Here is a 25,714-nt window from a genome sequence, read left to right as displayed (position 1 = left end):
AGCCGGGCTCCTACACGTTTTGCATTTAGCGGATGACCACAGCCTGCTCCAACACCAACCGCTGCTCCCCCGCATCCAACCGCACCAACGCGCCCATCGGCAGCGTCAGGTTCGGGTCGCAATGCCCACTGCGCCAGCCGGACAGTACCGGAATGCGCAACGGTTCGAAGGTCTGCTTGAGCAGGCGCTCCAGCGCGGCACTGTCCACGCCCGCCACATCCCCAACCAGCACACCGGCCACCTGCGCCAACTTGCCCGCCAGGCGCAGGTGCGTCAGTAGCCGGTCGATGCGGTAGATCGGCTCGTTGACGTCTTCGATCAGCAGAATGATGCCTTCGGCGTCGATCTCAAAGTGCGTGCCCATGACTGCCGCGATCATCGACAGATTGCCACCCAGCAGGCGCCCGCAGGCGATGCCAGGCTCGATAGTGGTCAGCGGGTAGGCTGCGGGGTGCGCCAGTACGCTGCCAGCACCCAACTGGCCGCGTAGCATGCTGAACAATGAAGACTCGGTAGGTGGCTGCTTGTCGCCTAACAGGTCGGCGTTGAGCATCGGCCCGTGAAAGGTCACGAACCCGGCGTAGCGACTGATGGCCAGGTGCAACGCGGTGATATCGCTGTAGCCTACGAATGGCTTGGGGTTGGCGCGCAGCAGGCCGAAGTCCAGGCTGTCGAGCAGGCGTGGTGTGCCGTAACCGCCGCGCAGGCAAAAAATGGCGTCGATGTCGGGATCGGCAAAGGCTTTGTGGAGGTCGTTGAGGCGGGTTTTATCGCTGCCGGCAAGGTAGCCGTCGCGTTCATAGACGCCGGGGAAGATTCGCAGGTCGTAGCCGCGAGTGCGCATCCATTGGCCGGCTTTTTCCACGTCCAGGGTGGCGGGGCCGGCGGGGGCGATCAGGGCTATGGTGCCCTCGCTGCGTAAAGCCGGTACGGCGGCCGCCCGTTGAGTTGTCATCCATGCTCTCCCTATAGGTAACGCAGAAACAAGTGTAGGAGCTGTCTTGCCAGCGATGCAGACACCTCGGTGCGTCAGTCGTACCGAGGTGAGGCTATCGCCGGCAAGCCGGCTCCTACAGGTGGATCGGTGTCATTCAGGAAACCAGGCTTGCCTTGACCAGCTTGGCCTGCTCGTCCGCATGGTACGAGGAGCGCACCAACGGGCCCGACGCCACGTTCTTGAAGCCCATCTTGTAACCTTCCTCGGCAAACCAGGCGAAGGTGTCCGGGTGCACGAAACGCTGCACCGGCAAGTGGCTGCGGGACGGTTGCAGGTACTGGCCCAGGGTCAGCATGTCGATGTCGTGTTCGCGCATGCGCTTCATGACTTCGATGACTTCCTCGTCAGTCTCGCCCAGGCCCAGCATCAGGCCGGATTTGGTCGGGATGTGCGGCATCATCTGCTTGAACTTCTGCAGCAGGGTCAGCGACCACTGGTAGTCCGAACCCGGACGCGCAGCCTTGTACAGGCGCGGCACGGTTTCCAGGTTGTGGTTGAACACATCCGGCGGCTCGGCAGCGGTGATTTCCAGCGCCACGTCCATGCGGCCACGGTAGTCCGGCACCAGGGTTTCGAGCATCACGTTCGGCGACAGCTTGCGGATTTCGCGGATGCAGTCGGCAAAGTGCTGGGCACCGCCGTCACGCAGGTCGTCGCGGTCTACCGAGGTGATCACCACATACTTGAGGCGCAGGTCGGCGATGGCGATGGCCAGGCTTTCCGGCTCGTTGACGTCCAGTGGCTTCGGACGGCCGTGGCCGACGTCGCAGAACGGGCAACGACGGGTGCAGATGTCACCCATGATCATGAAGGTCGCGGTGCCGCCGGAGAAGCACTCCCCCAGGTTCGGGCAGGACGCTTCTTCGCACACGCTGTGCAGCTTGTGTTTGCGCAGCAGGGCCTTGATACGGTCGACTTCCGGCGAAACCGGGATGCGCACGCGGATCCAGTCAGGTTTCTTCGGCAGCTCGGTGGTCGGAATGATCTTCACCGGGATGCGTGCAACCTTCTCGGCGCCGCGCAGCTTGACGCCGGCTTCCACCTTGGCACGCGGGGCCGGGGCCGGACGGTCGGTAACGTCCACCGTCGGGATCATGGTTTGCACTGCATCAGTAGTCATAATCAGTCGATTCCGCCCGTAAGGGTCGTCTGCTCAGCATAGTCGAGGTGTTTGACGAGCTGCGCACGCAGCCGGGCACTCACCTCGGCAAATTTAATCGGTGAAGCATGGTCACTCAGTTGCGTCATCGCCAACCCGGCATAGCCACACGGGTTGATCCGCCGGAACGGGGCCAGGTCCATGTCCACATTCAGGGCCAGGCCATGAAAGGAACAGCCGTGGCGAATCCGCAGCCCCAGGGAGGCGATTTTCGCGCCGTCGACATACACACCCGGTGCATCGGGCTTGGCCGCGGCGGTCACGCCGTAACTGGCCAACAGCTCGATCAGGCATGTCTCCATGCGGCTGACCAGGTCACGTACGCCAAACCCCAGCTTGCGCACATCCAGCAACAGGTATGCGACAAGTTGACCCGGGCCATGGTAAGTCACTTGACCACCTCGGTCGACCTGCACCACCGGAATATCACCCGGCAGCAACAGATGTTCGGCCTTACCGGCCTGGCCCTGGGTGAAGACCGGCGGGTGTTCCACCAGCCAGATTTCATCGGGGGCCGAGGTGCCGCGTTCATTGGTGAACCGCTGCATGGCATGCCAGACGGGCTCGTAGTCCATCCGGCCGAGCTCGCGAAAGCCCAAGACTTGAGACATCACAACACCATGTGCACGAAGCCGGTGGCCCGCAGTTCGCTGTTGATGTTGTAGAGCTGGTCTTGATCGGTCGCAACGATGTGCAACTGGATCGTGGTGTATTTGCCGGTTGAGCTGGAGCGCTCATCCACGCGCTGATCGTTGATCGTTGCGTGTTTGCGCACGATCTCGAGGATCAGGTCTTTACGGCCGACACCGGTATCGCTGATCACCTTGATGGGGTAGTCCACCACCGGGAATTCGATCTTTGGCGCCTTTACTTCTTTATCGGTCATGGCGTAACGGCCTCGTAAGCGTAAGCCGTGGCGACGGGCAAAGCCCCGCGTCGGATCAACACGGGGCTTTGCAGGTGCACACTATCAGTTGAACAAGCTGTAGAAGAATAGACGGATGCTATCCCAGACGCGGCGGAAGATACCACCTTCGTCAACGGCGTCCAGTGCGATCAGGTCGGCACTGTGCACCACTTTGTCGTCCAGCTTGACTTCGACCTTGCCGATCACATCACCCTTGGCGATTGGGGCAACCAATTGCGGGTTCAGGGTCATGCTGGCGGCGAGCTTTTTCAGTTGGCCTTTAGGCATGGTCAGGGTCAGGTCGTCGGCCAGGCCGGCTTTGACCTGGGAGGTCGCGCCTTTCCACACCGGCGCGGTCGCCAGCTCAGCACCCTTCTGGTAGAAGGTCTGGGTTTCGAAGAAGCGGAAACCGTAGGTCAGCAGCTTTTGCGTCTCGGCCGCACGGGCCTGCTCGCTGTTGGTGCCGAAGACCACGGCGATCAGGCGCTGGCCATCACGTACGGCGGACGACACCATGCAGTAGCCGGCTTCGTCGGTGTGGCCGGTTTTCAGACCATCGACGGTCTTGTCGCGCCACAGCAGCAGGTTGCGGTTAGGCTGCTTGATGTTGTTCCAGAAGAATTCCTTCTGGGAGTAGATCGCGTAGTGCACCGGGTCGACGCGGATGATCGCGCGCGCCAGGATCGCCATGTCGTGAGCCGACGAGTAGTGCTCTGGGTTCGGCAGACCGGTCGGGTTCATGAAGTGGCTGTTGGTCATGCCCAGGTCGGCCACGGTTTTGTTCATCATGTCGGCGAATGCGTCTTCGCTGCCGGCGATGTGCTCGGCCAGGGCGACGCTGGCGTCGTTACCGGACTGGATGATGATGCCGTGCAGCAGGTCGCTCACGGTGACCTGCGAGCCCACCTTGATGAACATCCGCGAACCGCCGGTACGCCAGGCGTTTTCGCTGACGGTGACCGGGTCGTTCTCGCCGATCTGGCCGCGACGGATTTCCAGGGTCGCGATGTAGGCAGTCATTAGTTTGGTCAAGCTGGCCGGCGGCAGGCGCTGGTCACCGTTGCTCTCGACCAGCACATTGCCACTGGCGGCATCCATGAGGACCCAGGACTTGGCGGCCAGTTGCGGGGAAGCCGGCACCATTTCAACGGCCCAGGCGGCCGGGGTGATGATCAGCGAAAGAAGCAGGCACGTGCGTTTGGCTAAGGTGGTGATGTTCATCCGTCTCTCGAAATTGCTTATGGAAACTTGCCCTCGCGGGCAAAACTTATTCAGACAGCCCGTTGCCAGACTGTCGCGTGTTCGGTTGCCCGCTCACCCCTTGCCCCTGGGTTTTTATTGTCTAACGAGCCAACAACCAGGGTTCGAGCCCGCGCACGAGCCTGAACCATCAATTCTCTATTATTCGGCAGTGACGACGCTGGGTTGCCCCAGGTTGGCCATGCGCACGCTGTTCTGGACCTGTGCCACTTCGCTCGGCGAGCCGATCGGACCCATGCGTACACGGTGCAATGTCTGTTGGTTACGCACGATGGAACTGATGAAGACGGGTGCGTTGACCATGCCGCTGAGCTTGGACCTTAACAGTTCTGCCGCATCCGGGTTGGCGAAAGCGCCGACCTGCAGGTATTGCCCGCCAGCCATGGACGCACCAGGCGCCGCATGGGGCACGACCACCGTGTCAGGCGCGTGCTGTGCCGGCGGCGGCGTCCATTGCTCGATCTTGCCGGTGGAAGCAGTCACTTGCGGCTGTTGGGTTGGCGGCTCATTGAGCATCAACGGTGCCGGCTTGCCACGCTGGGCCCAGTACTGCGCCGGGTCGATGCCTTCGACCTTCACGCGCGCAGTGCCGGTTTCGGCATAACCGAGTTTCTTCGCGGCGGCGTAGGACAAGTCGATGATGCGGTCCGAGTAGAACGGACCACGGTCGTTCACGCGCAGGATCACTGTGCGATTGTTGTCCAGGTTGGTCACGCGCACATAGCTGGGCAGCGGCAAGGTCTTGTGCGCCGCACTCATGCCGTACAGGTCATACACTTCGCCGTTGGCGGTGTTCTGGCCATGGAATTTGGTGCCATACCAGGACGCCGTGCCTGATTGCACGTAGGTCTTGGACTCCTGCAACGGGAAGTAGCTTTTGCCCAGCACGGTATAGGGGTTGGCCTTGTATGGACCGGTGTGCAGGGTCGGCGTGGCATCCGGGATCTTCGACACGTCGACGTCCCACCACGGCGCGCCGTCTTTGTGCGCGCGGTTGATGTCCAAGCCCGGCTGGGCACGGACGACCGCGCCCCCGGACTTCTGCGCCGGGCCACGGCTGGTGGAGCAACTGACGACCAGCAGGGACAACGCGGCGAACGCCACCAGCTTGAGCGGTTGATTGAACGGCGATGCCCGCATTACTTGTTGCCCCGTGCTTGGACCAGCATGTCTGACAGCTGATGCACGGCCATGGCGTACATCACACTGCGGTTATAACGCGTGATTGCGTAGAAATTCTTCAGGCCCATCCAGTATTCCGGGCCGTTTTCGCCTTCAAGGCGGAACGCTGTGACCGGCATATCATCCGGCAGCGCATTCTGACTCGACCAGCCCAGCGCCCGCAACTCCCCGACCGTCTTGGCCGGCTCGATGCCCTGGGTCAGGCCTTCATCGGCGCGGTCACCAGTGACATCGGCGCGGATCACCACCGGCTCGCCGGCTACCCAGCCGTGGCGCTTGAAGTAGCTGGCCACGCTGCCGATGGCGTCGTCGGGGTTGCTCCAGATGTTGATATGCCCGTCGCCGTCAAAATCCACCGCATAGGCGCGGAAGCTGCTCGGCATGAACTGCGGCAAGCCCATCGCACCGGCGTAGGAGCCTTTGAGTGTCAGCGGGTCGACCTGTTCTTCACGGGCCAGCAGCAGGAATTCGCGCAGTTCCTTGCGGAAGAATTCAGCGCGCGGCGGGTAATCGAAGCCCAGGGTCGACAAGGCGTCGATCACCCGGTAGCTGCCGGTATTGCGCCCGTAGAAGGTTTCGATGCCAATGATCGAGACAATCACCTGGGCCGGTACACCGTACTCCTGCTCGGCGCGGGCCAGTACCGCCTCGTGCTGGCGCCAGAAATCCACACCCCGCGCCACGCGGGCGTCGGTGAGGAACATCGGGCGGTATTCCTTCCACTGCTTCACCCGTTCGGCGGGGCGAGAGATGGCGTCAAGGATCGCCTGCTTTTTCTGGGCTTCGCGGAACACGCCCATCAGTTGTTCACCGGCGAAACCATAGTCGCGGGTCATTTCACCGACAAACTCGGCGACCTGGGGTGAACCATCGTAGTCACCGGCCTGCGCCTCTTGCGTTGCGCCCAGCAGGCCAATCAGGCCCATCCAGGACGCGTGCCGAGTCACCCAGCCGCGCATTACTTGCATTGACATCTTCACCTTATTCAAACCTGCGCGATCCATTTGCGATGCGTATGAATCGACATCAAAACCCCAAACGCTGACAGCAATGTCACCAGCGAAGTTCCGCCGTAGCTAATGAACGGCAACGGCACCCCAACCACCGGCAACAGGCCACTGACCATACCGATGTTGACGAAAACGTAAACAAAAAAAGTCATGGTCAAGGCGCCGGCCAGCAATTTGCCGAACAACGTTTGCGCTTGCGCAGTGATCACCAGGCCACGACCAATCAGCAGCAAATAGATCAGCAACAGCGCGCAAATGCCCACCAGGCCGAACTCTTCGCCCATTACCGCAATGATGAAGTCGGTATGGCTTTCCGGCAAAAAGTCCAAATGTGACTGGGTGCCCAGTAACCAACCCTTACCAAATACTCCGCCGGAGCCAATGGCGGCCTTCGACTGGATAATGTTCCAGCCAGTACCGAGCGGGTCGCTTTCCGGGTCAAGGAAGGTCAGGATCCGCTGCTTTTGGTAGTCGTGCATAAAGAAGAACCACATGGCGATGGCCACGGGCACGGCGGCGGCCAGCACGCTGAGGATCCAGCGCCAGCGCAAACCGCCCATGAACAGCACGAACGCACCGCCCGCCAGGATCAGCAGCGAGGTGCCAAGGTCGGGCTGGCGCACGATCAGGATGAAGGGTATGCCGATCAGGATCAGGCTTATCCCCACGTGCTTGAGCTGCGGCGGCAAGGTGCGTTTGGACAAGTACCAGGCGATGGTCGCCGGCATCAGGATCTTCATGAATTCCGACGGCTGGAAGCGAATCACCCCCGGAATGTTGATCCAGCGGGTCGCGCCCATGGCGTTGTGGCCCATCACGTCCACCACCACCAGCAGCAACACGCCGGCCACATAGCCAAGCGGTACCCAACGCGCCATGAAGCGCGGCTCAAGCTGAGCGATCACCACCATCGACAACAAGCCCAGGCCGAACGACGAGGCCTGCTTGATCAGCAGGTCCCAGTTCTTGCCGCTGGCCGAATACAAGACAAACAGGCTGCCCGCCGCGAGGGTCAGCAGCAGGATCAGCAACGGGCCATCAATGTGCATGCGCTGCAGCAACGTCGCACGGCGACGCATCACATCTTCGCTGGAGAGGATGCGATCAAAATTACTCTTCACGGGCCGTAACCTCGGTGCTTGAAGGGGGGCCGCCATATTCGGGCTTGAGCCTGCCGTCGTCAGCCAACAGCCAGGCGTCCATGATCTGGCGCACCACAGGCGCCGCGACGCCGGAACCGGACTCGCCGTTCTCAACCATCACCGCTACCACGATTTTCGGGTCGTCCGCCGGGGCAAAGCCGACAAACAAGGCGTGGTCGCGATGGCGCTCCTGAACCTTGGTGCGGTCGTATTTTTCGCCCTGCTTGATCGCCACCACCTGGGCGGTACCGCTCTTGCCGGCAATGCGGTATTGCGCGCCGATTGCAGCCTTGCGCGCTGTACCACGAGCGCCGTGCATCACTTGCTGCATGCCGTGGTTGACCTTGGTCCAGTCCGACGCATCGCGCAGCACAATGTCGGGGATCGGGTTCTCATCCACCGGCTTTTCGCCTTCGATGGTCTTGGCCAGGTGTGGACGGTTCCAGATGCCTTTGTTGGCGACCAGTGCCGTGGCCTGGGCCAATTGCAGCGGCGTGGCTTGCATATAGCCCTGGCCGATACCAAGAATCAGGGTTTCACCCGGGAACCACGCCTGGCGGCGGGTCGCACGCTTCCATTCGCGCGACGGCATCAGGCCAGGCGACTCTTCGAACATGTCCAGGGAAACTTTCTGACCGAGGCCGAATTTGCCCATGTAGGCAGAGAGGCGGTCGATCCCCAGCTTGTGCGCCAGGTCGTAGAAATAGGTGTCGTTGGAGCGCATGATCGCGGTGTCCAAGTCGACATAGCCGTCACCGGTGCGGTTCCAGTTACGGTATTTGTGATCGTAGTTGGGCAGCATGTAATAGCCGGGGTCATAGACTCGACTGGAGGCCGTCACCACACCCGCGTCCAACCCCGCAATCGCCACCGCCGGCTTGATGGTCGATCCCGGCGGATACAGGCCGCGCAGCACGCGGTTGAACAGCGGCCGGTCGATGGAATCGCGCAGCTCGGCGTAGGCCTTGAAGCTGATGCCGGTCACGAACAAGTTGGGGTCAAAGCTCGGCTGACTGACCATCGCCAGCACTTCGCCCGTCTTCGGGTCCAGGGCAACCACCGCGCCGCGACGACCGCCCAGGGCCATCTCGGCAGCCTCCTGCAACTTGATGTCCAGGCTCAGCACGATGTCCTTGCCCGGCACCGGGTCGGTGCGTTTGAGCACCCGCAGCACGCGGCCTCGGGCATTGGTCTCGACTTCTTCGTAACCGACCTGGCCGTGCAACTCGGGCTCGTAGAAACGCTCGATGCCGGTCTTGCCGATATGGTGGGTGCCGCTGTAATTGACCGGATCGAGGGTCTTCAGCTCTTTCTCGTTGATCCGCCCCATGTAGCCGACAGAGTGGGCAAAGTGCGGCCCTTGCGGGTAATGCCGCACCAACTGCGCCACCACTTCCACACCCGGCAGACGGAACTGGTTCACCGCGATCCGCGCGATCTGTTCTTCGGTCAGCTCGAACAGGATTGGCACCGGCTCGAACGGCCGACGCCCCTGTTTCATGCGTTTTTCGAAGATCACCCGGTCTTCCGGTGTCAGCTGCAGCACCTCGACGATCACATCGAGGATCTGCTGCCAGTCGCCGGAACGCTCGCGGGTCATGCTCAGGCTGAAACTGGGCCGGTTATCTGCGACCACCACGCCATTACGGTCGAAAATCAGCCCACGGGTTGGCGGAATCGGTTGCACATGCACCCGGTTGTTTTCCGACAAGGTGGAGTGATAGTCGTACTGGATCACCTGCAGGTAATACAGGCGCGCGATCAGTACACCCAACAACACCACCACTGCAATTGCGCCAAACACCACGCGAGCGCGTACGAGACGTGCGTCTTTCTCGTGGTCCTTGATGCGGATCGGTTGGGTCATCGGGAGAGGCGCAGATTATTTGTGGTAAGGGTGCCCGGACAGAACTGTCCAGGCGCGATACAGCTGTTCACCGATCAGAATCCGTACCAACGGGTGCGGCAACGTCAGCGCCGACAGCGACCAACGCTGATCCGCCCGCGCACAGACTTCCGGCGCCAGCCCTTCGGGGCCGCCGACCATGAAGTTGACCGTGCGCGAATCCAGGCGCCAGCGATCCAGTTCCACCGCCAACTGCTCGGTGCTCCAGGGTTTGCCGTGCACTTCAAGGGTGACGATGCGCTCGTTGGGGCCGACCTTGGCCAACATGGCTTCGCCTTCCTGACGGATAAAGCGCGCCACATCGGCATTCTTGCCCCGGGTGTTAAGCGGTATTTCCACCAGCTCAAGCGACAGCTCAGCGGGCAGACGCTTGGCATACTCGTGCCAGCCTTCTTCCACCCACTTGGGCATGCGTGAACCGACAGCGATCAGACGCAGGCGCACAGCCGTTCCTTATTCCTGGTCTTTGTTCAGCTTGTCGAAGTGCGCGTGGCCCACTTCCGGGCTGTGGTGCTTGCCATCGGCGGCACGGCTCTGCTCGGCGCCTTTCCACAGACGCTCCAGGTCGTAGAACTGGCGGGCGTTGGAGGTCATCATGTGAACGATCACGTCGTCCATGTCCAGCAGCACCCAGTCGCTGTCGCCCTTGCCTTCTTCACCCAGTGGCTTCACGCCTTGGGCTTTGACGGCTTCGCGGACTTTGTCCAGCATCGCGCCGATCTGGCGGTTCGAGGTACCGGTGGCGATGATCATGTAGTCGGTGATGCTCTGCTTGTCGCGCACGTCCAGCACCTGGATGTCCTGGGCTTTAACGTCTTCCAGGGCCGCCACGGCGACTTTTACCAGCTCTTCGCCGGCCAGCTCAGGGCCGGTGTGGGCTTCTACTGGCAGCGGAGCGCTTTTGAAGGTGCCTTTGCGCTTAACTTTGCTTACGTCTTTGTTCGTCATATAAAACTCGTTTTGCTCGTATGTTCGGGCGCTCGCTGCACATTGATTCGTGCGTTCAAGCGCGCCTTTTCAGTTCGACGCACGGTAAAGCCCGTGCGCATCGATGTAGGCCAGGACCGCGTCAGGCACCAGGAAACGTACCGACTTACCGCTGGCCAGCAGTTGACGGATCTGGGTGGCGGACACCGCAAGCGGGGTCTGCCAGACGAATGCAATATTCCCGTTCGGCCCGGTCAGGGCCAAGGGGTCACTTACCGACCGCGCGGCCAGCAGGTTGCGCAAGGCATCCGGCGGTTCGCTGTCGGCATCCGGGCGTTGCAAAACCAGGATGTGGCAATGCTGGAGGAGTTCCTCCCAGCGATGCCAAGAGGGCAGGCCGCAAAATGCGTCCCAGCCCAAAAGCAGAAACAACTGGTCATCCACGGCCAACTCGGCGCGTATCAGTTCCAGGGTGTCAACAGTGTAGGACGGTTTATCGCGCTTGAGCTCGCGGTCGTCCACCACCAGCGGCGATATGCCTTGCACCGCCAGGCGCACCATTTTCAGGCGCTGCTGCGGCGACACTTGCGGCGTATCGCGATGGGGCGGCCGAGCGTTCGGCATCACACGCAACTCGTCCAGCGCAAGGGCATCCGCGACTTCCAGGGCACTGCGCAAATGGCCGATGTGCACGGGGTCAAACGTACCGCCGAGCAGCCCGATGCGTTTACCCATCAAGTGCGCACATGACCGTCGCCGAACACCACGTACTTCTCGCTGGTCAGGCCTTCCAGACCAACCGGGCCACGTGCGTGCAGCTTGTCGGTGGAGATACCGATCTCCGCCCCCAGGCCGTACTCGAAGCCGTCGGCAAAACGCGTCGAGGCGTTGATCATCACCGAAGCAGAGTCCACTTCGTTGAGGAAACGCCGGGCATCGCTGAAATGCTCGGAGACAATGGCATCGGTGTGCTTGGAGCCGTAGGTGTTGATGTGTTCGATGGCTTCGTCCAGGTCGTCGACCAGCTTGATCGACAGGATCGGCGCTGTGTATTCGGTGTACCAGTCCAGTTCCGTCGCTTCGATCACGTCCGCGCCCAGCAGCGCACGGGTACGCTCACAACCGCGCAATTCCACACCTTTGTCGCGGTAGATGGCAGCCAGCGGCGGAAGCACGCGATCGGCAATGCCGACGTGCACCAACAGGGTTTCCATGGTGTTGCACGGGGCGTAGCGGTGGGTCTTGGCGTTGTCGGCGATGCGGATCGCCTTATCGATGTCGGCGGCGATGTCGATGTAGACATGGCACACACCGTCCAAGTGCTTGATCACCGGCACCTTGGCATCACGGCTGACGCGTTCGATCAGGCTCTTGCCACCGCGTGGCACGATCACGTCGACGAATTCCGGCATGGTGATCAGCGCGCCCACGGCGGCGCGGTCGGTGGTTTCTACCACCTGCACCACTTCGGCGGGCAACTCGGCCACGGCCAGGCCCTGCTGGATGCACGCGGCGATGGCACGGTTGGAATTGATCGCCTCGGAACCGCCACGCAGGATGGTGGCATTGCCAGACTTGAGACACAGGCTCGCGGCGTCGATGGTCACGTTCGGGCGCGACTCGTAAATGATGCCGATCACGCCCAGAGGCACGCGCATCTTGCCGACCTGGATACCGGACGGCAGGTAACGCATATCGCGGATTTCACCGATGGGGTCAGGCAGCTTGGCCACCTGACGCAGGCCTTCGATCATGTCGTCGATACGTGCCGGGGTCAGCGCCAGGCGGTCCAGCAGGGCCGGTTCCAGGCCATTGGCGCGGCCGTTGGCCAGGTCTTGCTCGTTGGCGGCGGTGAGCTCGGAGCGCGAAGCATCCAGAGCGTCGGCGGCGGCCAGCAGGGCGCGGTTCTTCTGCGCGGTGCTCGCACGGGCGATCAACCGCGAGGCCTGACGGGCAGCGCGACCCAGGCGGGTCATGTAGTCAAGAACGGACTCAGTCATGGTCAGGGAGTCTTGGCAGGGAGGAAAGCGGCAGATTATAGCTGTGACGCCGCCCGACTGACAGCGGTGAGGGGCGGATGGTCGAAATGAACTGTAAAAACCTGGGGTTCAGCGGTAATTAAGGTGGGAGTTGTTATGATTCCGTCACATTTAGCCGTATTTACCCCTGACTGCCATGCCCAGCTCATCGCCCCAACTCCCCGCAAGCGCCCTGCCCGATGGCTTTTTCGACCGTGACGCACAAATGCTCGCGCGAGATTTGCTCGGAAAAGTCATACGCCATCGCGTGGGAAAAATCTGGCTTTCGGCGCGAATTATTGAAACCGAAGCCTATTACGTGGCGGAAAAAGGCAGTCACGCCTCGTTGGGCTACACAGAAAAGCGTAAGGCTTTGTTTCTGGATGGTGGCCATATCTACATGTACTACGCCCGTGGCGGCGACTCCCTGAACTTCAGTGCCCATGGGCCGGGCAATGCCGTATTGATCAAATCGGCCTATCCGTGGGTCGATGATTTATCCGGCCCGGCCAGCCTTGCGCAGATGCTGCTGAACAACCCGAATGCCGACGGCAGCCCACGCGCTTCGCAAAAGCTGTGCGCTGGCCAGACCCTATTGTGTAAAGCCCTGGGGCTGAAGGTGCCGATGTGGGACGCCAAGCGCTTCGATCAGGAACTGCTCTACGTTGAAGACGTGGGCCAGACCCCGACCCAGATTATCCAGACCACCCGCCTGGGCATCCCCAGCGGGCGTGATGAACACCTGATGTACCGCTTCGTCGATGCTGGCTATGCGCCTTATTGCACGCGGAACCCGCTGCGTCGGGGCCAGGTCGAAGGCCGAGATTATTTTTTGATTTGAGCATGGAGTGGATTGTATGGGCCAATGGCTCGATAGCATTACCGGCTGGTTGACGCTGAACCCCGAATGGCTGGCGGTCGCGGTGTTTATTGTCGCCTGCGTGGAGTGCCTGGCCATCGCCGGGTTGATCGTGCCGGGCACGGTGTTGTTGTTTGCCATTGCCGCCCTCGCCGGCAGCGGTGCGCTGTCACTCAGCGAAACGTTGTTGCTGGGCTTCCTCGGCGGCTTGCTGGGTGATGCGGTTTCCTACTTCCTGGGCCGACATTTCCACCAGAACATCCGGCGCTTACCCGGCTTGCGCCACCACCCGGAATGGATGAACAGCGCCGAAACCTACTTCCACAAGTACGGCATCGCCAGCCTGCTGGTCGGCCGTTTCATCGGCCCGCTGCGCCCCATGCTGCCGATGGTGGCCGGGATGTGCGACATGCCCTTCCCACGCTTTGCAATTGTCAGCATCGTCGCGGCCGCGGGCTGGTCCGTGGCGTATCTGCTGCCAGGCTGGGCAACCGGCGCCGCTTTCCGCCTGCCATTGCCCGAAGGTTTCTGGCCGGAAGCCGGCATCGTTGCCGCCTGTATCGCGGTGGTGGTGGGCTTAAGCTTGAACAGCAGCCTGCGCGGCCATCGTCGCGCCACCCTGTGGATCGGCTGCGCCAGCCTGACCGTGTTGATCGCCTTGTTTATCGGCTACCCCCACCTCAATGACTTCGACCAGGGCCTGAGCGCCCTGGTGCAGGAACACCGTAGCCCTTGGCTGGACGAGGTGATGGTACGCATCACCCAACTGGGCGAATTCAAGAAGATGTTCTTCGCCAGCGCCGTGTTCACTGGCCTGCTGCTACTGGCGCGACAATGGCGCCATGCCGTGTTTGTCGGCGCGACGCTGGCCGGGGCTGCGGTGATCAACACGGGGACTAAGTTGTTTTTCGCACGCGGCCGCCCGGAAATCCTGACAGACCCACTGACCAGTTTCAGCATGCCCAGCGGCCACGCGTCTGGCGCGTTCGCGTTTTTCCTGGCCCTGGCGATCCTGGCAGGTCGCGGGCAACCCGTGCGGCTGCGCCTGACCTGGATGTTGCTGGGCTGTATTCCTGCCGCCTTCATTGCGCTGTCGCGGGTTTACCTTGGCGCCCACTGGCCCACGGACATCCTGGCCGGCACGTTGCTGGCGATGACGGTGTGTGCGTTCAGCCTGGGCATCAGCCAGTATCGAAGCCCGCTGCCGGCCATGTCGCAAAAAACCTGGTGGCTGTTGCTGCCGGCGCTGGTCGCGGTGTTGAGCTTCATCGCGCTTACCGGCACGCCCCACGCGCTGCTGCGGTATGCCTACTGACCCTAGGCCGGGCCGAGCCAATCGATAGGAGCAACGCGGCGCTCACTGCATCGCTCACGCCGTTCCAATAACATTTCATCAGCGATGTCCGCTGCGCGCTCGGCGATGTATTCCGGGCCGCGCTTTGCATCCTGCTGGATCAACTGCCCGGTCACGCTGACAAAAAATGCATCCCAAACCGCTTGTTCCGAGTGCGTTAGCCGAATCATTGTCATCCCCTGATCATGGTTATGTGATCGGAAACTATTTCAGGCAGCGTGCGCGGAACAACGAAGGAGTATCTGACAACAACGTCAGACTATTCCGAAATCAGGTAAACAGTTCGCCCTGCAACTCATCCAGCAACATCTGGATCGCATCCAGCCGCTGCTGCGGGTCATCGAGCTGAAGCAGGTCGATCTTGTCAGCCTCGGTGAACGGCAGCAGATAGGCCAACTGATTGCCCAAGGCTTGCTGGCCGTCGGCGTGGGCGTCCATATCCAGTGAAGCGACCATCGGATGCTCGGCCAACGCCTGGAGCAACGCCAGCAGGTCGGCGTCTTCCTCTTCCAAGGGTTGATCCGGCAGCTCTTCGAGCCATTGCACGTCAGCCACCAGCAATTGGTCTTTCTGCACGCCGGCATCGCGCACGCGGAACCTGCGGCCGCCTTCGACACGAATCCCCAACAAGCCATTGTCTTGTTGTTTGAAGTCGCGGATCAGCGCTTCACAGCCGATCAGCGCGTAGCCGTCCGGTGCCGTGCCCACCTCATGGCCGTCAAGAATGCACACCACGCCGAAGCTTTCGCCCTTTTTCATGCAACGGGCGACCATGTCCAGGTAGCGCGCCTCGAACAGTTGCAGGTCGAGGGTGCAGCCAGGGAACAGCACGGTATTGAGCGGGAACAGCGCCAGACTCATAAAGGTTTCCTTAAACCCGGTTTAAACGATCACCGACACAGCCAGCGGCAGGAATACCGCCGTGGCCACGCCCATCAGACTCATCGCCAACGCGGCAAAGGCGCCGCATTCTTCGCTTTCCTGCAGCGCCACCGAGGTGCCCACGGCGTGGGCCGTCATGCCCAGCGCCATGCCGCGCGCCTCGGGGCTGTGTACGCCCAGGCGGGACAAATACGCCGGGCCGATCATCGCGCCGATCACGCCGGTGATCAGCACAAATACCGCCGCCAGCGCCGCCACGCCGCCAATCTGTTCAGCCACCAGCATGGCGATCGGCGAGGTCACCGACTTGGGCGCCATGGTCATCAGCATCATGTGTTCGGCGCCAAACCACCAACCCAGCAGCACACACAGGCCGGTGGCCAACACCCCACCTATCACCAGCGTAGTAAAAATCGGCCAGAACAATTGGCGAATGCGCCGCAGGTTCAGGTAAAGCGGCACCGCCAGGGCCACCGTCGCAGGGCCGAGCAGGATGCCCATGATCTCGGTGCTCTTGCGGTACTCGGCGTAGCTCAGGCCACAGGTGATCAGCACGCCGATCACCAGCAGCATGGACACCAGCACCGGCTGCAGGAAGATCCAGCGGGTTTTCTCAAACCCTGCCAATACCAGTTGATAGGCGCCGAGGGTGATACCGATGCCGAATAACGGGTGATGAATCACCGCCGTCCACGCGCCGTGCCAGTCGAAGATCATTGATCCTTCTCCTTGCGCTTGACCATCTGCTGCATCAGCACGCCGACAAAGCCCATGGCAATCACCAGCGACAACACCAGCGCACCGACAATAGCCCAGAAATCCGCGGCAATGTCCTTGGCATACACCATCACGCCTACCGCCGGCGGCACCAGCAGCAATGGCAAGTAACGCAATAGACTGCTGGCCGCCAGGCTCAAGGGCTCGCCGACTTCGCCCTTCCAGATCAGGAAACCCAGCATCAGCAGCAGGCCGATAATCGGCCCCGGCAGCACCGGCAACAGCAAATGATTGATCGCCGTGCCGATCAGTTGAAATAGCACCAGCCAGGTCAGGCCACGTAACAGCATCCGTTCTTCTCCCTCAAGACTCGCCCGCATTATAAGCACGCCCGCCCTATGCACCGGCATTCGCCAAAAGCATGGTGGGTTGACCGAGCCGATTGGCCATGATGATCTACATTGGTTCTCTGTGACCCAAAAAAACCAATAACTCCTTCCTTGTAGGAGCGAGCTTGCTCGCGAAGGTCGTTAACGATTACGCGGGATTTCTGGCTTAACGCGGCGCGCTTGAGTTTTTCGCGAGCAAGCTCGCTCCTACAGTGGCTGGAGAACACACCGATGAACCAAGGAGAGACGCAATGCCCTATGTACCCGTAGCGCAGCTCAAAGATTATGTCGGCAAGGAACTGGGACGTTCCGAATGGCTCACCATCGACCAGGCGCGTATCAACCTGTTCGCAGAGGCCACTGGCGATCATCAGTTCATCCACGTCGACCCGGTCAAGGCCGCGCAAACTCCGTTCGGCAGCACCATCGCCCACGGTTTCCTGTCGCTGTCGCTGATGCCCAAGCTGATGGAAGACCTGCTGATCGTGCCCGAAGGCTTGAAGATGGCCGTCAACTATGGCCTGGACAGCGTGCGCTTCATCCAGCCGGTCAAGGTGAATTCCAAGGTGCGCCTGAACGTGACGCTCAATGACGTCACCGAGAAAAAGCCCGGCCAATGGCTGCTCAAGGCCACTGCCACCCTGGAAATCGAAGGCCAGGAAAAACCGGCTTACATTGCCGAGTCGTTGTCACTCTACTTCGTGTAAGCCCGCGCCTGTGGTGGGGATATAAACCTCACCACAGTGTATGTAAATTTATGTATGAAACTCGCAGCTGCGGCATACTCGGCGCTCAATTATCCGGATCCCGCTATGCGCCCACTCGCTCCCCTCGCCCTTGCCCTGTTGCTCACCGCTTGCGGAGACGGCGAATCGCTGTTGCCGCCCGATGCGCGCCTGCCCGACGGCGGCCGTTACCGGGGCGATGTGGTCGATGGCTTGCTGCAAGGCCAGGGCCGCGTGGACTACCCCAACGGCAGTTGGTATGCCGGCCAGTTCGACAAAGGCCAGTGGCATGGCCAGGGCGAATGGCATGGCAGCAATGGCGAAGTCTATAAAGGCCAATTCCAGCAAGGCCTGTTCGACGGCCAGGGCAGCCTGACCACGGCGGGCAGCCACTATGTGGGCGGCTTCAAGAACGGTCGACGCAACGGTGAAGGCACCCTCAAAGAGGGGCAGATGACCTATCGCGGCGAGTTCAAGGACGACCAGTATTCCGGGCTCGGTCGCCTGGAGCTGGCCGACGGCAGCCAATACCAGGGCCAGTTCGCCCACGGCAAGCCGAATGGCGAAGGCCAGCGTAACGACGACAGTGGCAACCAGTTCAGCGGCCACTTTGTCGATGGCCAGTTGGAAGGCAATGGCACGTTCAACAGCGCCGACGGCGACATCTATGTCGGCCAGTTCAAACAAAACCAACTGAACGGCAAGGGCCGCTATGAGAACGCCGACGGCGACGTGTGGATCGGCCAGTTCAAGGAAGGCGCGCTCAGCGGCAAGGGCGAATTGATCGGCGTCGACGGCAGCCACTATGTCGGCCAGTTCAGCGATTGGCGTTTCACCGGCGAAGGCCGCCTGAACCTCACCGACGGCAGCTTCTATATCGGCGGTTTCGACAGCGACAGCTATCAAGGCAAAGGCACCCTGGTCCTCACCGACGGCACCGTACAGGCCGGCACCTGGGTCAACGGCATGCGCGTGCGGGACGCCGACGGCAAACTGCTGCCCGACCCGCTGGAAATCGGCGTGCTCGCCCAGGGCCGCTTGCTCGACGCCGCCCTGGCCGCCGTGCCCGCCTCCACACCGGCCGTGGAGCTGTACACCCTGGCCGTGGCCGGCGACGGCAAGCAGAGCGTGTTCCTGCGCGAAGCCGATTACGTCAGCAACATGCTCGCCACCCGTTTCGGTGCACGGGGGCAGATTCGCCTGGTCAACCACCGCGACCACATTGCCGACCGCCCGCTGGCCACTCGCGAAAGCCTGCGCCGCGCCGTGCAGACCCTGGCCGACCGCACCGGGCCGGAAGACCTGGTGTTTATCTACATGACCAGCCACGGCACCCACGAACACGAACTGGTGCTCGACCAACCGCGCATGGAGTTGGCCGACCTGCCCGCCGATGAGTTGGCCGCCGTGCTGGCACCGCTGAAGAACCGCGACAAGATCGTGGTGATTTCCGCCTGCTATTCCGGTGGTTTCATCCCGGCCTTGAAGGACGAGCGTACCCTGATCATGACCGCTTCCCGCGCCGACCGCGTGTCCTTCGGTTGCTCGGAAGAAGCCGACTTCACCTACTTTGGCGACGCCCTCTTCGCCCAGGCCTTCAACCAGACCGACGACTTGCAGCAAGCCTTCAAGCTGGCACAACTGCATGTGGCCGAACGCGAACAGGCGGACAACTTCGAAGCCTCCGAACCGCAGATCTGGGCCCCCAAGGGCGTGATCGCCCATTGGCAATTATTACGCAAACAGCAGGCACGAAAGGCGCTCGAAAGCGTCTCAATGAATAGCAAGGAAGCCAAAGGCAACTAAGCTGAACTGTGTAACAAGGGGGAAACACCATGTACCTGACGCCTCAGCATATCTTGCTCGCCGGAGCCTCCGGCCTTACCGGCGAACACCTGCTCGATCGCCTGCTCAACGAACCCACCGTCACCCGCGTACTTGCACCCAGCCGCAAGCCATTGGCCGAACACCCGCACCTGGAAAACCCGGTGGGCGACCCGGCGGTGTTCCTGCCGCAACTGAGTGGCCAGGTGGATATCGCCTTCTGCTGCCTGGGCACCACCCTCAAACAAGCGGGCTCCGAAGCGGCGTTTCGCGCCGTCGACCTGGACATGGTCGTGGCCTTCGCCAAACGCGCGCGGGAAATGGGCGCACGCCACCTGATCGTGATCAGTGCAATTGGCGCCGACCCGAAATCCTCGATCTTCTACAACCGCGTCAAAGGGGAAATGGAAGAGGCCTTGAAAGCCCAGGACTGGCCACAACTGACCATCGTGCGGCCATCGTTGCTGTTGGGGGAACGACTGGAACCACGTTTGGCCGAACAACTGGCCGGGCCGTTGTCGAAGCTGATTCCTGGCAAATACCGCGGCATCGAAGTGTGCGAACTGGCCCGGGCCATGTGGCGCCTGGCGCTGGAAGAGCAGGATGGGGTGCGGGTGGTGGAGTCGGATGAGTTGCGCAAACTCGGCAAATAATAGGTTTCAAATACCTGTAGGAGCGAGCTTGCTCGCGAAGAACGCACAGGCGCCGAGTTCTTCCAGGACACCCGCGTTTTCGTTAACGATCTTCGCGAGCAAGCTCGCTCCTACAAGCCGCCTGTAGCGTTGAAGCCAACTCCCAACACCGTCAACACCGACAGCGGCAACAACAAGGTATCAAGCAACGCACTCGCCGGCAGATCCACACCGGGATAAGCCGGCGCCTCGGCACCAAACCGGTCTTTGGCACAGCAACCGCCATTCATTGCATACAAATCCAACCTCGTACCGGCATACACCACCGGCGCGCCAGGTTGCGCCGCGTCCAACGTGCGCGCCGTGGCGCAGCCCGTCAGTTGCAGCGCCAGCAGGATCAGCAGCGGCTTATTCATCGCTGCTCAAATGGTGCTCGCCCCAACGCGGCAGCATGTCTTGAGGGATGTTCAGCAGATTGAGAATGCGCGCCACCACAAAATCCACCAGGTCATCGATGGTCTGCGGCTGGTGATAAAAACCCGGCGAGGCCGGCAGAATCGTCACGCCCATGTTCGACAGCTTGAGCATGTGTTCCAGGTGAATGCTCGAATACGGCGCTTCACGGGGCACCAGGATCAACTGGCGACGCTCCTTCAAGGTCACGTCCGCTGCGCGCTCGATCAGGTTGTTGCAGGCACCCGTGGCAATCGCCGACAACGTCCCAGTGGAACACGGCACCACCACCATCGCTGCCGGCGCACCCGAACCAGACGCCACGGGCGACATCCAGTCCTCTTTGCCGTAGACCTTGATCTGCCCCGCCGCCGCACCGGTGTATTCGGTGAGGAAGGCCTGCATCGTCTGTACCTTGGGCGGCAGCGCCACGTCGGTCTCGGTGGCCATCACCAGTTGCGCGGCCTTGGAGATCAGGAAGTGCACCTCACGGTCTTCACGCACCAGACAATCCAGCAAACGCAAACCATAAGGCGCACCGGAGGCGCCGGTCATCGCCAGGGTGACGCGTTCCGGGCCACTCATTTCAGCGCCTCGGCCAGTTTGCCGTGCAGGCCACCAAAGCCGCCGTTGCTCATGACCACCACGTGGGTGCCCGGCTTGGCCTGGTGCTTGACGTGCTCAATGATGCCTTCGATGGAGTCGCAGACGATGGAGGGCACGGTGCACAGGGCAGCAATCGCCGGCAGATCCCAGCCGAGGTTGGCCGGCGCGTACCAGACCACTTGGTCGGCATCATTGACGCTTTCTGGCAGGCCATCGCGGTGGGCACCGAGCTTCATGGAGTTGGAGCGTGGCTCGACAATCGCGATGATCGGCGCATCGCCGACACGTTTGCGCAGGCCATCCAACGTAGTAGCAATGGCCGTGGGGTGGTGGGCAAAGTCGTCATAAATGGTAACCCCATTCACATCAGCGACTTTTTCCATGCGGCGCTTCACGCTTTTGAAAGCGCTCAACGCGGCAATGCCCATGGACGGCACCACGCCCACATGCCGCGCAGCCGCCAGGGTGACCAAGGCGTTGGCAACGTTGTGCTGGCCGGTCATGTCCCACTCGACGATGCCTTGGGCTTGGCCTTCGAACAGCACTTCAAATCTGGAACCGTCTTCGCTGAGCAGCCTGACCTGCCACTGCCCGCCCGCGCCGGTGGTTTGCACCGGGGTCCAGCAGCCCATCTCGATCACACGTTGCAAGGCGGGTTCGGTGGTCGGGTGGATCACCAGGCCTTCGCTCGGAATAGTACGCACCAGGTGGTGGAACTGACGCTCGATAGCCGGCAAATCGGGGAAGATGTCGGCGTGATCGAACTCCAGGTTGTTCAGGATCGCCGTGCGCGGGCGGTAGTGAACGAACTTGGAGCGCTTGTCGAAGAAGGCGCTGTCGTATTCATCTGCCTCGATCACAAAGAACGGCGTGTCGCCCAGACGCGCCGACACCGAGAAATTCTGCGGCACGCCGCCGATCAGGAAGCCCGGGCTCATGCCCGCATGTTCCAGCACCCAGGCCAGCATGCTGCTGGTGGTGGTCTTGCCGTGAGTGCCAGCGACCGCGAGTACCCAGCGGCCTTGCAGCACATGGTCGGCCAGCCACTGCGGGCCAGACACATAAGGCAAACCTTTATTGAGTACGTACTCGACCGCCGGGTTGCCACGGGACATAGCATTGCCGATCACCACCAGGTCCGGGACCGGGTCGAATTGCGATGGGTCGTAGCCTTGGGTCAGCTCGATGCCCTGGGCCTCGAGTTGCGTGCTCATGGGCGGATAGACATTGGCGTCGGAGCCTGTCACGTGATGGCCCAGCTCTTTGGCCAGAACCGCCATCGAGCCCATGAACGTGCCGCAAATACCGAGAATATGAATGTGCATAGTCAACCTCGTAAAACATCGAGGCAGGTTAGCGCAGGGAGGGGCAAATCGCACCTTTTATACGGCCAGGGGCCGAACGAAGAGCAGGTGGGCACTTCGCTCGGCCCTGGCGCTTTCAGACGGTGCCGTCAGCTTTATTATTGCCGTCTTTCATCGCAGCGAGAAATCGCAACCTTTCATAAGCCTCAGTCATGCGCTCGAGTTTCTTTTCAATCAGGTTAAGGCGTCCTTTCGGGTCGGTAGGTATCGGCTCTCCAGGCTTATAAGGTTTGAAAATCAAGCCATTTTGCCGAGTGGCCTTTTTCAGATGTTGCTCTGATAGACCGAGCAACTTTTCGAGGTTATCTAAGCGTCCGGCAGTATCGGTTGGCCAACTATCATTTTTCGTAAATACACTACTGGTATCTCCGAGCGTAAACATCACGGTGGAGGCCATCCCCAGCAACTTCATTTCAACTTCATCCACTTGTGCACTGATCGGATCTGCTGTCGACAGCACAGGTTCGCTCGACGAAGTAGAGGCTGGGGTCTTCGACTGGCTGGTGGCTCCCGGCAAAAAGGGCGGCGGTAAAACCCCTGGGGCATAGGTAGCCTTGATCGCCTCCCCCGTAGCGACAGAGCCCGCGTAGGCTGCGACATTGATAGGCGCGCTGACCAGCCCTGTGATACCCGCACTGATAAACGCATCACGGGCGACACGGCTAGCGTTGGGCCCTGTAGCAATCACTCCGGACTTGACCAGGCTCTCAGCGTCGATCAATCGCTTGGTGGCCTCAGCGACGCTGATCGGCGCTTGTTTGCGTAAGCCAGCCATCAACAAATCATCATTGGCTTTGATCTTATTGGCAACGATGACTGTCTGCCCCGCTCCCTTGAACCCGTCCACCGGTGGATGCTGACCGGGCTTCGGAGAAGGACCAGCCTTGGGCAAAGGTTTAGGCGCCGGCGGCTTGAGCACGGACGCCGGCAGCGCAGGGGGCAGCGCAGGAGGCGACGGGGACCGCCGTCCAAACCACGAAAAACCTTTCAATGCCCTTTTGGAACGATTCAGAGATTGGTCCTGGGCCTCAGAGTTAGGGTCGACAGCCGGAGCGGGGGACTTCTCCACCAAAGTGGGCTGTACAGGAATAAAGGGAACGGTTGGTGTTGTAATTATCATCGTATTCACCCAAGTGACTTTTATTATTTGAAACACCGATTGCAGGTGCCTTAACTGAGTGAACAACTTGCGCAGATCCGTTCCTATCAGAACACCCCAACACTGCGCGTAGGGCACTTCAAACTTAATAATATAAGCGTCACAAGACTGATTATCTCAGCGCATTAAAACTTACGGCTACGATCGCTGAATACCCTCTCAACTTTCCCCTGCCGCAGCGCGTGTGATCCCATGCTTACGTAACTTGCGATACAAGGTATTGCGGCTGACACCCAAGTGCTCGGCGACTTGCGTCATATGCCAGTGCTGACGTTCCAGCGTCGCCAACAGGGTTTGGCGCTCGGCGTCCCCCAGAGGCGACTTGATGGCTGTTTGCACGGATGCCTGACGGAACACCGCCGGCAGATCTGACAGCCCTATCCGCCCGTCATCACATAGCGCCACCAATGTGCGCAATACCGTACGCATCTGGCGGACATTGCCCGGCCAGGCAAACGCCAGCAACGTCTGACGCGCACCGGATTCGAGGCTGACCACTTGCCCGGCGGACTCTTCTGCCAGCAGGAAGTCCAGCAACTGAGGCCTGTCACGGCGTTCGCGCAGAGGCGGCAAGCCGACCTCCAGGCCGTTGAGGCGGTAATACAGATCTTCGCGAAAACTGCCGTTCTGCACACGCTCCAGTAAATTGCGGTGAGTGGCACTGATAACTCTGACGTTGACGGCCTGGGGCTCACCACCAATCGGCACCACCAGCCTATCCTCCAGCACCCTTAATAGACGGGTTTGCAGCGCCAAGGGCATATCGCCGATTTCATCGAGGAACAAGGTTCCTCCATCGGCCTGTTGCAACTTGCCTTGCATGCCCTCCTTACGCGCGCCGGTAAAGCTGCCGCCGCGATAGCCGAACAGCTCGCTTTCGATCAGACTTTCCGGGATGGCGGCGCAGTTGAGTGCGACGAACGCCTTGTCAGCACGCTGGCTGGCCAGGTGCACCGCCTTGGCGAAGGCCTCTTTGCCGGAACCGGTTTCGCCATTGATCAACAGCGGTACATCACGTTCGAAGACCCGGAGTGCCTTGCTAAAATCCTTTTGCAACGCCGGATCGCCCAGACAGATGCCGCGGCGCGGTTGCTCAACTACAGCAGGTTTGGCGACAGGCGTTGGGACGCTGCGCATCTGGCCCCGTAAAGCCGCAAATAGCTGCCGGCCATCCCGCGTGCGCAACGGCCAACTGGCCGTGGCATTGGCGCTGGCGCGGCCGAGCAATTGATCCAGGGAGCAGTCGAAAAAACCCTCCACAGGCTGTCCCAGCAAACCGCCCCGCAACTGCCCAAGGAGGTTCAGGGCACTTTGGTTCACTGCGCAAATTCGCCCTTCGCCATCGAACGCCAATAGCCCTTCACTGAACAACCCCACCGACTCCGCCTGCAGATGAAAACGCAGCAGCCAATGGTTTTCGAAATGACGCAGGAAGTAACAACTCTCGATCATCTTCGCCGACAGGTTCACCAGCGCCATCGTGTGGAACTGGCTTTGGCGCGACACCGCCTCCCGCGCCGAGGACACATCCAACACCGCCAGCAGATCCCCATGAGGGTCGAACACCGGGCTCGCCGAGCAGGTCAGCCCGGTATGCCGGCCGCGGAAGTGTTCGTCACGATGAATGGTCAGGGATTGGCGCTCCACCAGGCAGGTGCCGATGCCGTTGGTGCCCTCGCAGGCCTCACTCCAGTCGGCACCCAGCCACAACCCGGCACGCTCGAAGATCTTGCGCTCGGACGGCGCGGTGACACAGTTGAGGATCACACCGCGTGCATCCGTGAGCAACACAGCATGCCCAGCGCCGGAGAGCTGTTGATGCAGGCTGTTCATCTCACTGCCGGCGATGTGCAGCACTTGTTGCAGGCGCTCGCGGCTTTCCAGCAAGCGACCATGTTCAAGCACAGTGGGTGCAATGGTTTGCGCAGGGTCGAGGTGGTAGTCCTCCAGGCAACGCAGCCAGGAGCGGGCGATGGACGGATCGCTAGACGGGTCGCGGCCATGCGCCACGGTGAGGACTTGCTGGGCATGGCGGCTGAAATGATCGTTGTGCATTTCTTATTATTCTCCCTGCGTGAGAACTGCCAGCATCCCCCAGCCATCCAGGCAATGCAATCCCGGGCCGACCCACCGGTCACAGGCTGTACCGTTTATGGCACAAACTGTCACACCGGGTGTATCGAGCCTGCCACAGCAACGCCTTGCTACAAAGCCCAACCCCTTGATTTACCTAGCTTGCAAA

27 protein-coding genes are annotated in these 25,714 nt (G+C 61.1%); 5 read left to right on the top strand and 22 right to left on the bottom strand.

The window, feature by feature from the left end; all coding sequences use genetic code 11:
• Positions 1-25: 25 nt before the first annotated feature.
• The 13 genes from HX868_RS20940 to HX868_RS20880 all read right to left on the bottom strand — a co-directional run bounded on the left by HX868_RS20940 (position 26) and on the right by HX868_RS20880 (position 12,490).
• Positions 26-955, bottom strand: a complete 930-nt coding sequence (locus HX868_RS20940; RefSeq protein ID WP_177004240.1) for a S66 peptidase family protein — start codon at positions 953-955, stop codon at positions 26-28.
• 136 nt (positions 956-1,091) lie between these two features.
• A complete protein-coding gene (gene lipA / locus HX868_RS20935) occupies positions 1,092-2,093 on the bottom strand; it encodes a lipoyl synthase (protein WP_017735632.1) in 1,002 nt (333 codons plus the stop codon).
• A 26-nt stretch (positions 2,094-2,119) separates the two neighbouring features.
• Positions 2,120-2,767, bottom strand: coding sequence for a lipoyl(octanoyl) transferase LipB (gene lipB, locus HX868_RS20930; RefSeq protein WP_028618071.1), 648 nt, complete (start codon positions 2,765-2,767; stop codon positions 2,120-2,122).
• On the bottom strand, positions 2,767-3,042 hold the full coding sequence (locus HX868_RS20925; RefSeq protein ID WP_015886061.1) for a DUF493 domain-containing protein: 276 nt from the start codon (positions 3,040-3,042) through the stop codon (positions 2,767-2,769). Before HX868_RS20925 ends, lipB begins: the two co-directional genes overlap by 1 nt.
• 84 nt (positions 3,043-3,126) lie before the next feature.
• Positions 3,127-4,284 carry a D-alanyl-D-alanine carboxypeptidase family protein gene (locus HX868_RS20920; protein WP_016978587.1) on the bottom strand — a complete coding sequence of 386 codons (1,158 nt, stop codon included), beginning with the start codon at positions 4,282-4,284 and terminating at the stop codon, positions 3,127-3,129.
• A gap of 180 nt (positions 4,285-4,464) precedes the next feature.
• Positions 4,465-5,463: a septal ring lytic transglycosylase RlpA family protein gene (locus tag HX868_RS20915; RefSeq protein WP_177004239.1), complete on the bottom strand. Its 999-nt coding sequence runs from the start codon at positions 5,461-5,463 to the stop codon at positions 4,465-4,467.
• Positions 5,463-6,473 carry a lytic murein transglycosylase B gene (gene mltB, locus HX868_RS20910; protein ID WP_177004238.1) on the bottom strand — a complete coding sequence of 337 codons (1,011 nt, stop codon included), beginning with the start codon at positions 6,471-6,473 and terminating at the stop codon, positions 5,463-5,465. The genes HX868_RS20915 and mltB overlap by 1 nt, the downstream gene beginning before the upstream one ends.
• Before the next feature lie 17 nt (positions 6,474-6,490).
• On the bottom strand, positions 6,491-7,594 hold the full coding sequence (rodA, locus tag HX868_RS20905; RefSeq protein WP_050572452.1) for a rod shape-determining protein RodA: 1,104 nt from the start codon (positions 7,592-7,594) through the stop codon (positions 6,491-6,493).
• 31 nt (positions 7,595-7,625) lie between these two features.
• Entirely contained in the window at positions 7,626-9,524 is a 1,899-nt protein-coding gene (gene mrdA, locus HX868_RS20900) for a penicillin-binding protein 2 (protein WP_177004237.1), read from the bottom strand.
• A 15-nt stretch (positions 9,525-9,539) separates the two neighbouring features.
• Positions 9,540-10,007, bottom strand: coding sequence for a 23S rRNA (pseudouridine(1915)-N(3))-methyltransferase RlmH (gene rlmH, locus HX868_RS20895; protein ID WP_003176297.1), 468 nt, complete (start codon positions 10,005-10,007; stop codon positions 9,540-9,542).
• Positions 10,008-10,016: 9 nt separating this feature from the next.
• A complete protein-coding gene (gene rsfS / locus HX868_RS20890; RefSeq protein ID WP_010206793.1) occupies positions 10,017-10,511 on the bottom strand; it encodes a ribosome silencing factor in 495 nt (164 codons plus the stop codon).
• A gap of 69 nt (positions 10,512-10,580) precedes the next feature.
• Positions 10,581-11,225 (bottom strand): nicotinate-nucleotide adenylyltransferase, encoded by a 645-nt coding sequence (gene nadD / locus HX868_RS20885; protein WP_177004236.1) that lies wholly within the window; start codon positions 11,223-11,225, stop codon positions 10,581-10,583.
• On the bottom strand, positions 11,225-12,490 hold the full coding sequence (locus tag HX868_RS20880; protein WP_177004235.1) for a glutamate-5-semialdehyde dehydrogenase: 1,266 nt from the start codon (positions 12,488-12,490) through the stop codon (positions 11,225-11,227). The genes nadD and HX868_RS20880 overlap by 1 nt, the downstream gene beginning before the upstream one ends.
• Positions 12,491-12,665: 175 nt before the next feature.
• Here HX868_RS20880 and HX868_RS20875 point away from each other — a divergent pair, with 175 nt between their 5' ends.
• Both HX868_RS20875 and HX868_RS20870 read left to right on the top strand, forming a co-directional pair.
• Positions 12,666-13,349, top strand: coding sequence for a DNA-3-methyladenine glycosylase (locus HX868_RS20875; RefSeq protein WP_177004234.1), 684 nt, complete (start codon positions 12,666-12,668; stop codon positions 13,347-13,349).
• Positions 13,350-13,365: 16 nt separating this feature from the next.
• Complete coding sequence (locus HX868_RS20870) at positions 13,366-14,682, top strand: bifunctional DedA family/phosphatase PAP2 family protein (RefSeq protein WP_177004233.1); 1,317 nt, start codon at positions 13,366-13,368, stop codon at positions 14,680-14,682.
• 2 nt (positions 14,683-14,684) lie between these two features.
• Here HX868_RS20870 and HX868_RS20865 read toward each other — a convergent pair whose 3' ends face one another.
• The 4 genes from HX868_RS20865 to HX868_RS20850 form a co-directional block, all read right to left on the bottom strand.
• Complete coding sequence (locus HX868_RS20865) at positions 14,685-14,891, bottom strand: hypothetical protein (protein WP_095017490.1); 207 nt, start codon at positions 14,889-14,891, stop codon at positions 14,685-14,687.
• Between the two features lie 100 nt (positions 14,892-14,991).
• Positions 14,992-15,582, bottom strand: a complete 591-nt coding sequence (locus HX868_RS20860) for an LON peptidase substrate-binding domain-containing protein (protein ID WP_177004232.1) — start codon at positions 15,580-15,582, stop codon at positions 14,992-14,994.
• Between the two features lie 21 nt (positions 15,583-15,603).
• Positions 15,604-16,320: an LrgB family protein gene (locus HX868_RS20855; protein ID WP_095013653.1), complete on the bottom strand. Its 717-nt coding sequence runs from the start codon at positions 16,318-16,320 to the stop codon at positions 15,604-15,606.
• A complete protein-coding gene (locus HX868_RS20850; protein WP_016978575.1) occupies positions 16,317-16,670 on the bottom strand; it encodes a CidA/LrgA family protein in 354 nt (117 codons plus the stop codon). Before HX868_RS20850 ends, HX868_RS20855 begins: the two co-directional genes overlap by 4 nt.
• 290 nt (positions 16,671-16,960) lie before the next feature.
• Here HX868_RS20850 and HX868_RS20845 point away from each other — a divergent pair, with 290 nt between their 5' ends.
• The 3 genes from HX868_RS20845 to HX868_RS20835 all read left to right on the top strand — a co-directional run bounded on the left by HX868_RS20845 (position 16,961) and on the right by HX868_RS20835 (position 19,911).
• The gene (locus HX868_RS20845) at positions 16,961-17,416 is read left to right on the top strand and encodes a MaoC family dehydratase (protein WP_010206803.1); all 456 of its coding nucleotides are present in this window, start codon (positions 16,961-16,963) and stop codon (positions 17,414-17,416) included.
• A gap of 105 nt (positions 17,417-17,521) precedes the next feature.
• Positions 17,522-19,240, top strand: coding sequence for a C13 family peptidase (locus tag HX868_RS20840; RefSeq protein ID WP_177004231.1), 1,719 nt, complete (start codon positions 17,522-17,524; stop codon positions 19,238-19,240).
• Positions 19,241-19,269: 29 nt separating this feature from the next.
• A complete protein-coding gene (locus HX868_RS20835) occupies positions 19,270-19,911 on the top strand; it encodes an oxidoreductase (protein ID WP_068937066.1) in 642 nt (213 codons plus the stop codon).
• 110 nt (positions 19,912-20,021) lie between these two features.
• Here HX868_RS20835 and HX868_RS20830 read toward each other — a convergent pair whose 3' ends face one another.
• From HX868_RS20830 to HX868_RS20810, 5 genes are all read right to left on the bottom strand, one after another.
• A complete protein-coding gene (locus HX868_RS20830) occupies positions 20,022-20,306 on the bottom strand; it encodes a YceK/YidQ family lipoprotein (RefSeq protein ID WP_177004230.1) in 285 nt (94 codons plus the stop codon).
• Positions 20,299-20,928 (bottom strand): flavin prenyltransferase UbiX, encoded by a 630-nt coding sequence (ubiX, locus tag HX868_RS20825; RefSeq protein WP_028618086.1) that lies wholly within the window; start codon positions 20,926-20,928, stop codon positions 20,299-20,301. Before ubiX ends, HX868_RS20830 begins: the two co-directional genes overlap by 8 nt.
• Entirely contained in the window at positions 20,925-22,274 is a 1,350-nt protein-coding gene (mpl, locus tag HX868_RS20820; RefSeq protein WP_177004229.1) for a UDP-N-acetylmuramate:L-alanyl-gamma-D-glutamyl-meso-diaminopimelate ligase, read from the bottom strand. The genes ubiX and mpl overlap by 4 nt, the downstream gene beginning before the upstream one ends.
• 115 nt (positions 22,275-22,389) lie before the next feature.
• A complete protein-coding gene (locus HX868_RS20815) occupies positions 22,390-23,499 on the bottom strand; it encodes a hypothetical protein (protein WP_246355568.1) in 1,110 nt (369 codons plus the stop codon).
• Between the two features lie 132 nt (positions 23,500-23,631).
• On the bottom strand, positions 23,632-25,527 hold the full coding sequence (locus tag HX868_RS20810; protein WP_177004228.1) for a sigma-54-dependent Fis family transcriptional regulator: 1,896 nt from the start codon (positions 25,525-25,527) through the stop codon (positions 23,632-23,634).
• Positions 25,528-25,714: the final 187 nt, after the last annotated feature.

Origin of the sequence: Pseudomonas reactans (assembly GCF_013385825.1) — a bacterium.
In the GTDB taxonomy this organism is placed as follows: Bacteria; Pseudomonadota; Gammaproteobacteria; order Pseudomonadales; family Pseudomonadaceae; genus Aquipseudomonas; species Aquipseudomonas reactans.
The sequence above is the reverse complement of the archived record's forward strand: the minus strand, read 5'-3'. Positions and strand labels throughout refer to the sequence as shown.

Bases quoted from the DNA above. Each gene is read 5' to 3' on its own strand.
- HX868_RS20915 (WP_177004239.1), bottom strand. From the start codon at position 5,463: ATGCGGGCATCGCCGTTCAATCAACCGCTCAAGCTGGTGGCGTTCGCC.
- HX868_RS20875 (WP_177004234.1), top strand. From the start codon at position 12,666: ATGCCCAGCTCATCGCCCCAACTCCCCGCAAGCGCCCTGCCCGATGGC.
- HX868_RS20855 (WP_095013653.1), bottom strand. From the start codon at position 16,320: ATGATCTTCGACTGGCACGGCGCGTGGACGGCGGTGATTCATCACCCG.
- HX868_RS20865 (WP_095017490.1), bottom strand. From the start codon at position 14,891: ATGATTCGGCTAACGCACTCGGAACAAGCGGTTTGGGATGCATTTTTT.
- ubiX (WP_028618086.1), bottom strand. From the start codon at position 20,928: ATGAGTGGCCCGGAACGCGTCACCCTGGCGATGACCGGCGCCTCCGGT.
- mltB (WP_177004238.1), bottom strand. From the start codon at position 6,473: ATGCAAGTAATGCGCGGCTGGGTGACTCGGCACGCGTCCTGGATGGGC.
- rsfS (WP_010206793.1), bottom strand. From the start codon at position 10,511: ATGACGAACAAAGACGTAAGCAAAGTTAAGCGCAAAGGCACCTTCAAA.
- mrdA (WP_177004237.1), bottom strand. From the start codon at position 9,524: ATGACCCAACCGATCCGCATCAAGGACCACGAGAAAGACGCACGTCTC.
- HX868_RS20830 (WP_177004230.1), bottom strand. From the start codon at position 20,306: ATGAATAAGCCGCTGCTGATCCTGCTGGCGCTGCAACTGACGGGCTGC.
- HX868_RS20870 (WP_177004233.1), top strand. From the start codon at position 13,366: ATGGGCCAATGGCTCGATAGCATTACCGGCTGGTTGACGCTGAACCCC.
- HX868_RS20940 (WP_177004240.1), bottom strand. From the start codon at position 955: ATGACAACTCAACGGGCGGCCGCCGTACCGGCTTTACGCAGCGAGGGC.
- HX868_RS20860 (WP_177004232.1), bottom strand. From the start codon at position 15,582: ATGAGTCTGGCGCTGTTCCCGCTCAATACCGTGCTGTTCCCTGGCTGC.
- lipB (WP_028618071.1), bottom strand. From the start codon at position 2,767: ATGTCTCAAGTCTTGGGCTTTCGCGAGCTCGGCCGGATGGACTACGAG.
- lipA (WP_017735632.1), bottom strand. From the start codon at position 2,093: ATGATCCCGACGGTGGACGTTACCGACCGTCCGGCCCCGGCCCCGCGT.
- rodA (WP_050572452.1), bottom strand. From the start codon at position 7,594: ATGCGTCGCCGTGCGACGTTGCTGCAGCGCATGCACATTGATGGCCCG.
- HX868_RS20840 (WP_177004231.1), top strand. From the start codon at position 17,522: ATGCGCCCACTCGCTCCCCTCGCCCTTGCCCTGTTGCTCACCGCTTGC.
- HX868_RS20850 (WP_016978575.1), bottom strand. From the start codon at position 16,670: ATGCTGTTACGTGGCCTGACCTGGCTGGTGCTATTTCAACTGATCGGC.
- mpl (WP_177004229.1), bottom strand. From the start codon at position 22,274: ATGCACATTCATATTCTCGGTATTTGCGGCACGTTCATGGGCTCGATG.
- HX868_RS20880 (WP_177004235.1), bottom strand. From the start codon at position 12,490: ATGACTGAGTCCGTTCTTGACTACATGACCCGCCTGGGTCGCGCTGCC.
- HX868_RS20845 (WP_010206803.1), top strand. From the start codon at position 16,961: ATGCCCTATGTACCCGTAGCGCAGCTCAAAGATTATGTCGGCAAGGAA.
- HX868_RS20925 (WP_015886061.1), bottom strand. From the start codon at position 3,042: ATGACCGATAAAGAAGTAAAGGCGCCAAAGATCGAATTCCCGGTGGTG.
- nadD (WP_177004236.1), bottom strand. From the start codon at position 11,225: ATGGGTAAACGCATCGGGCTGCTCGGCGGTACGTTTGACCCCGTGCAC.
- HX868_RS20810 (WP_177004228.1), bottom strand. From the start codon at position 25,527: ATGCACAACGATCATTTCAGCCGCCATGCCCAGCAAGTCCTCACCGTG.
- HX868_RS20835 (WP_068937066.1), top strand. From the start codon at position 19,270: ATGTACCTGACGCCTCAGCATATCTTGCTCGCCGGAGCCTCCGGCCTT.
- HX868_RS20920 (WP_016978587.1), bottom strand. From the start codon at position 4,284: ATGAACATCACCACCTTAGCCAAACGCACGTGCCTGCTTCTTTCGCTG.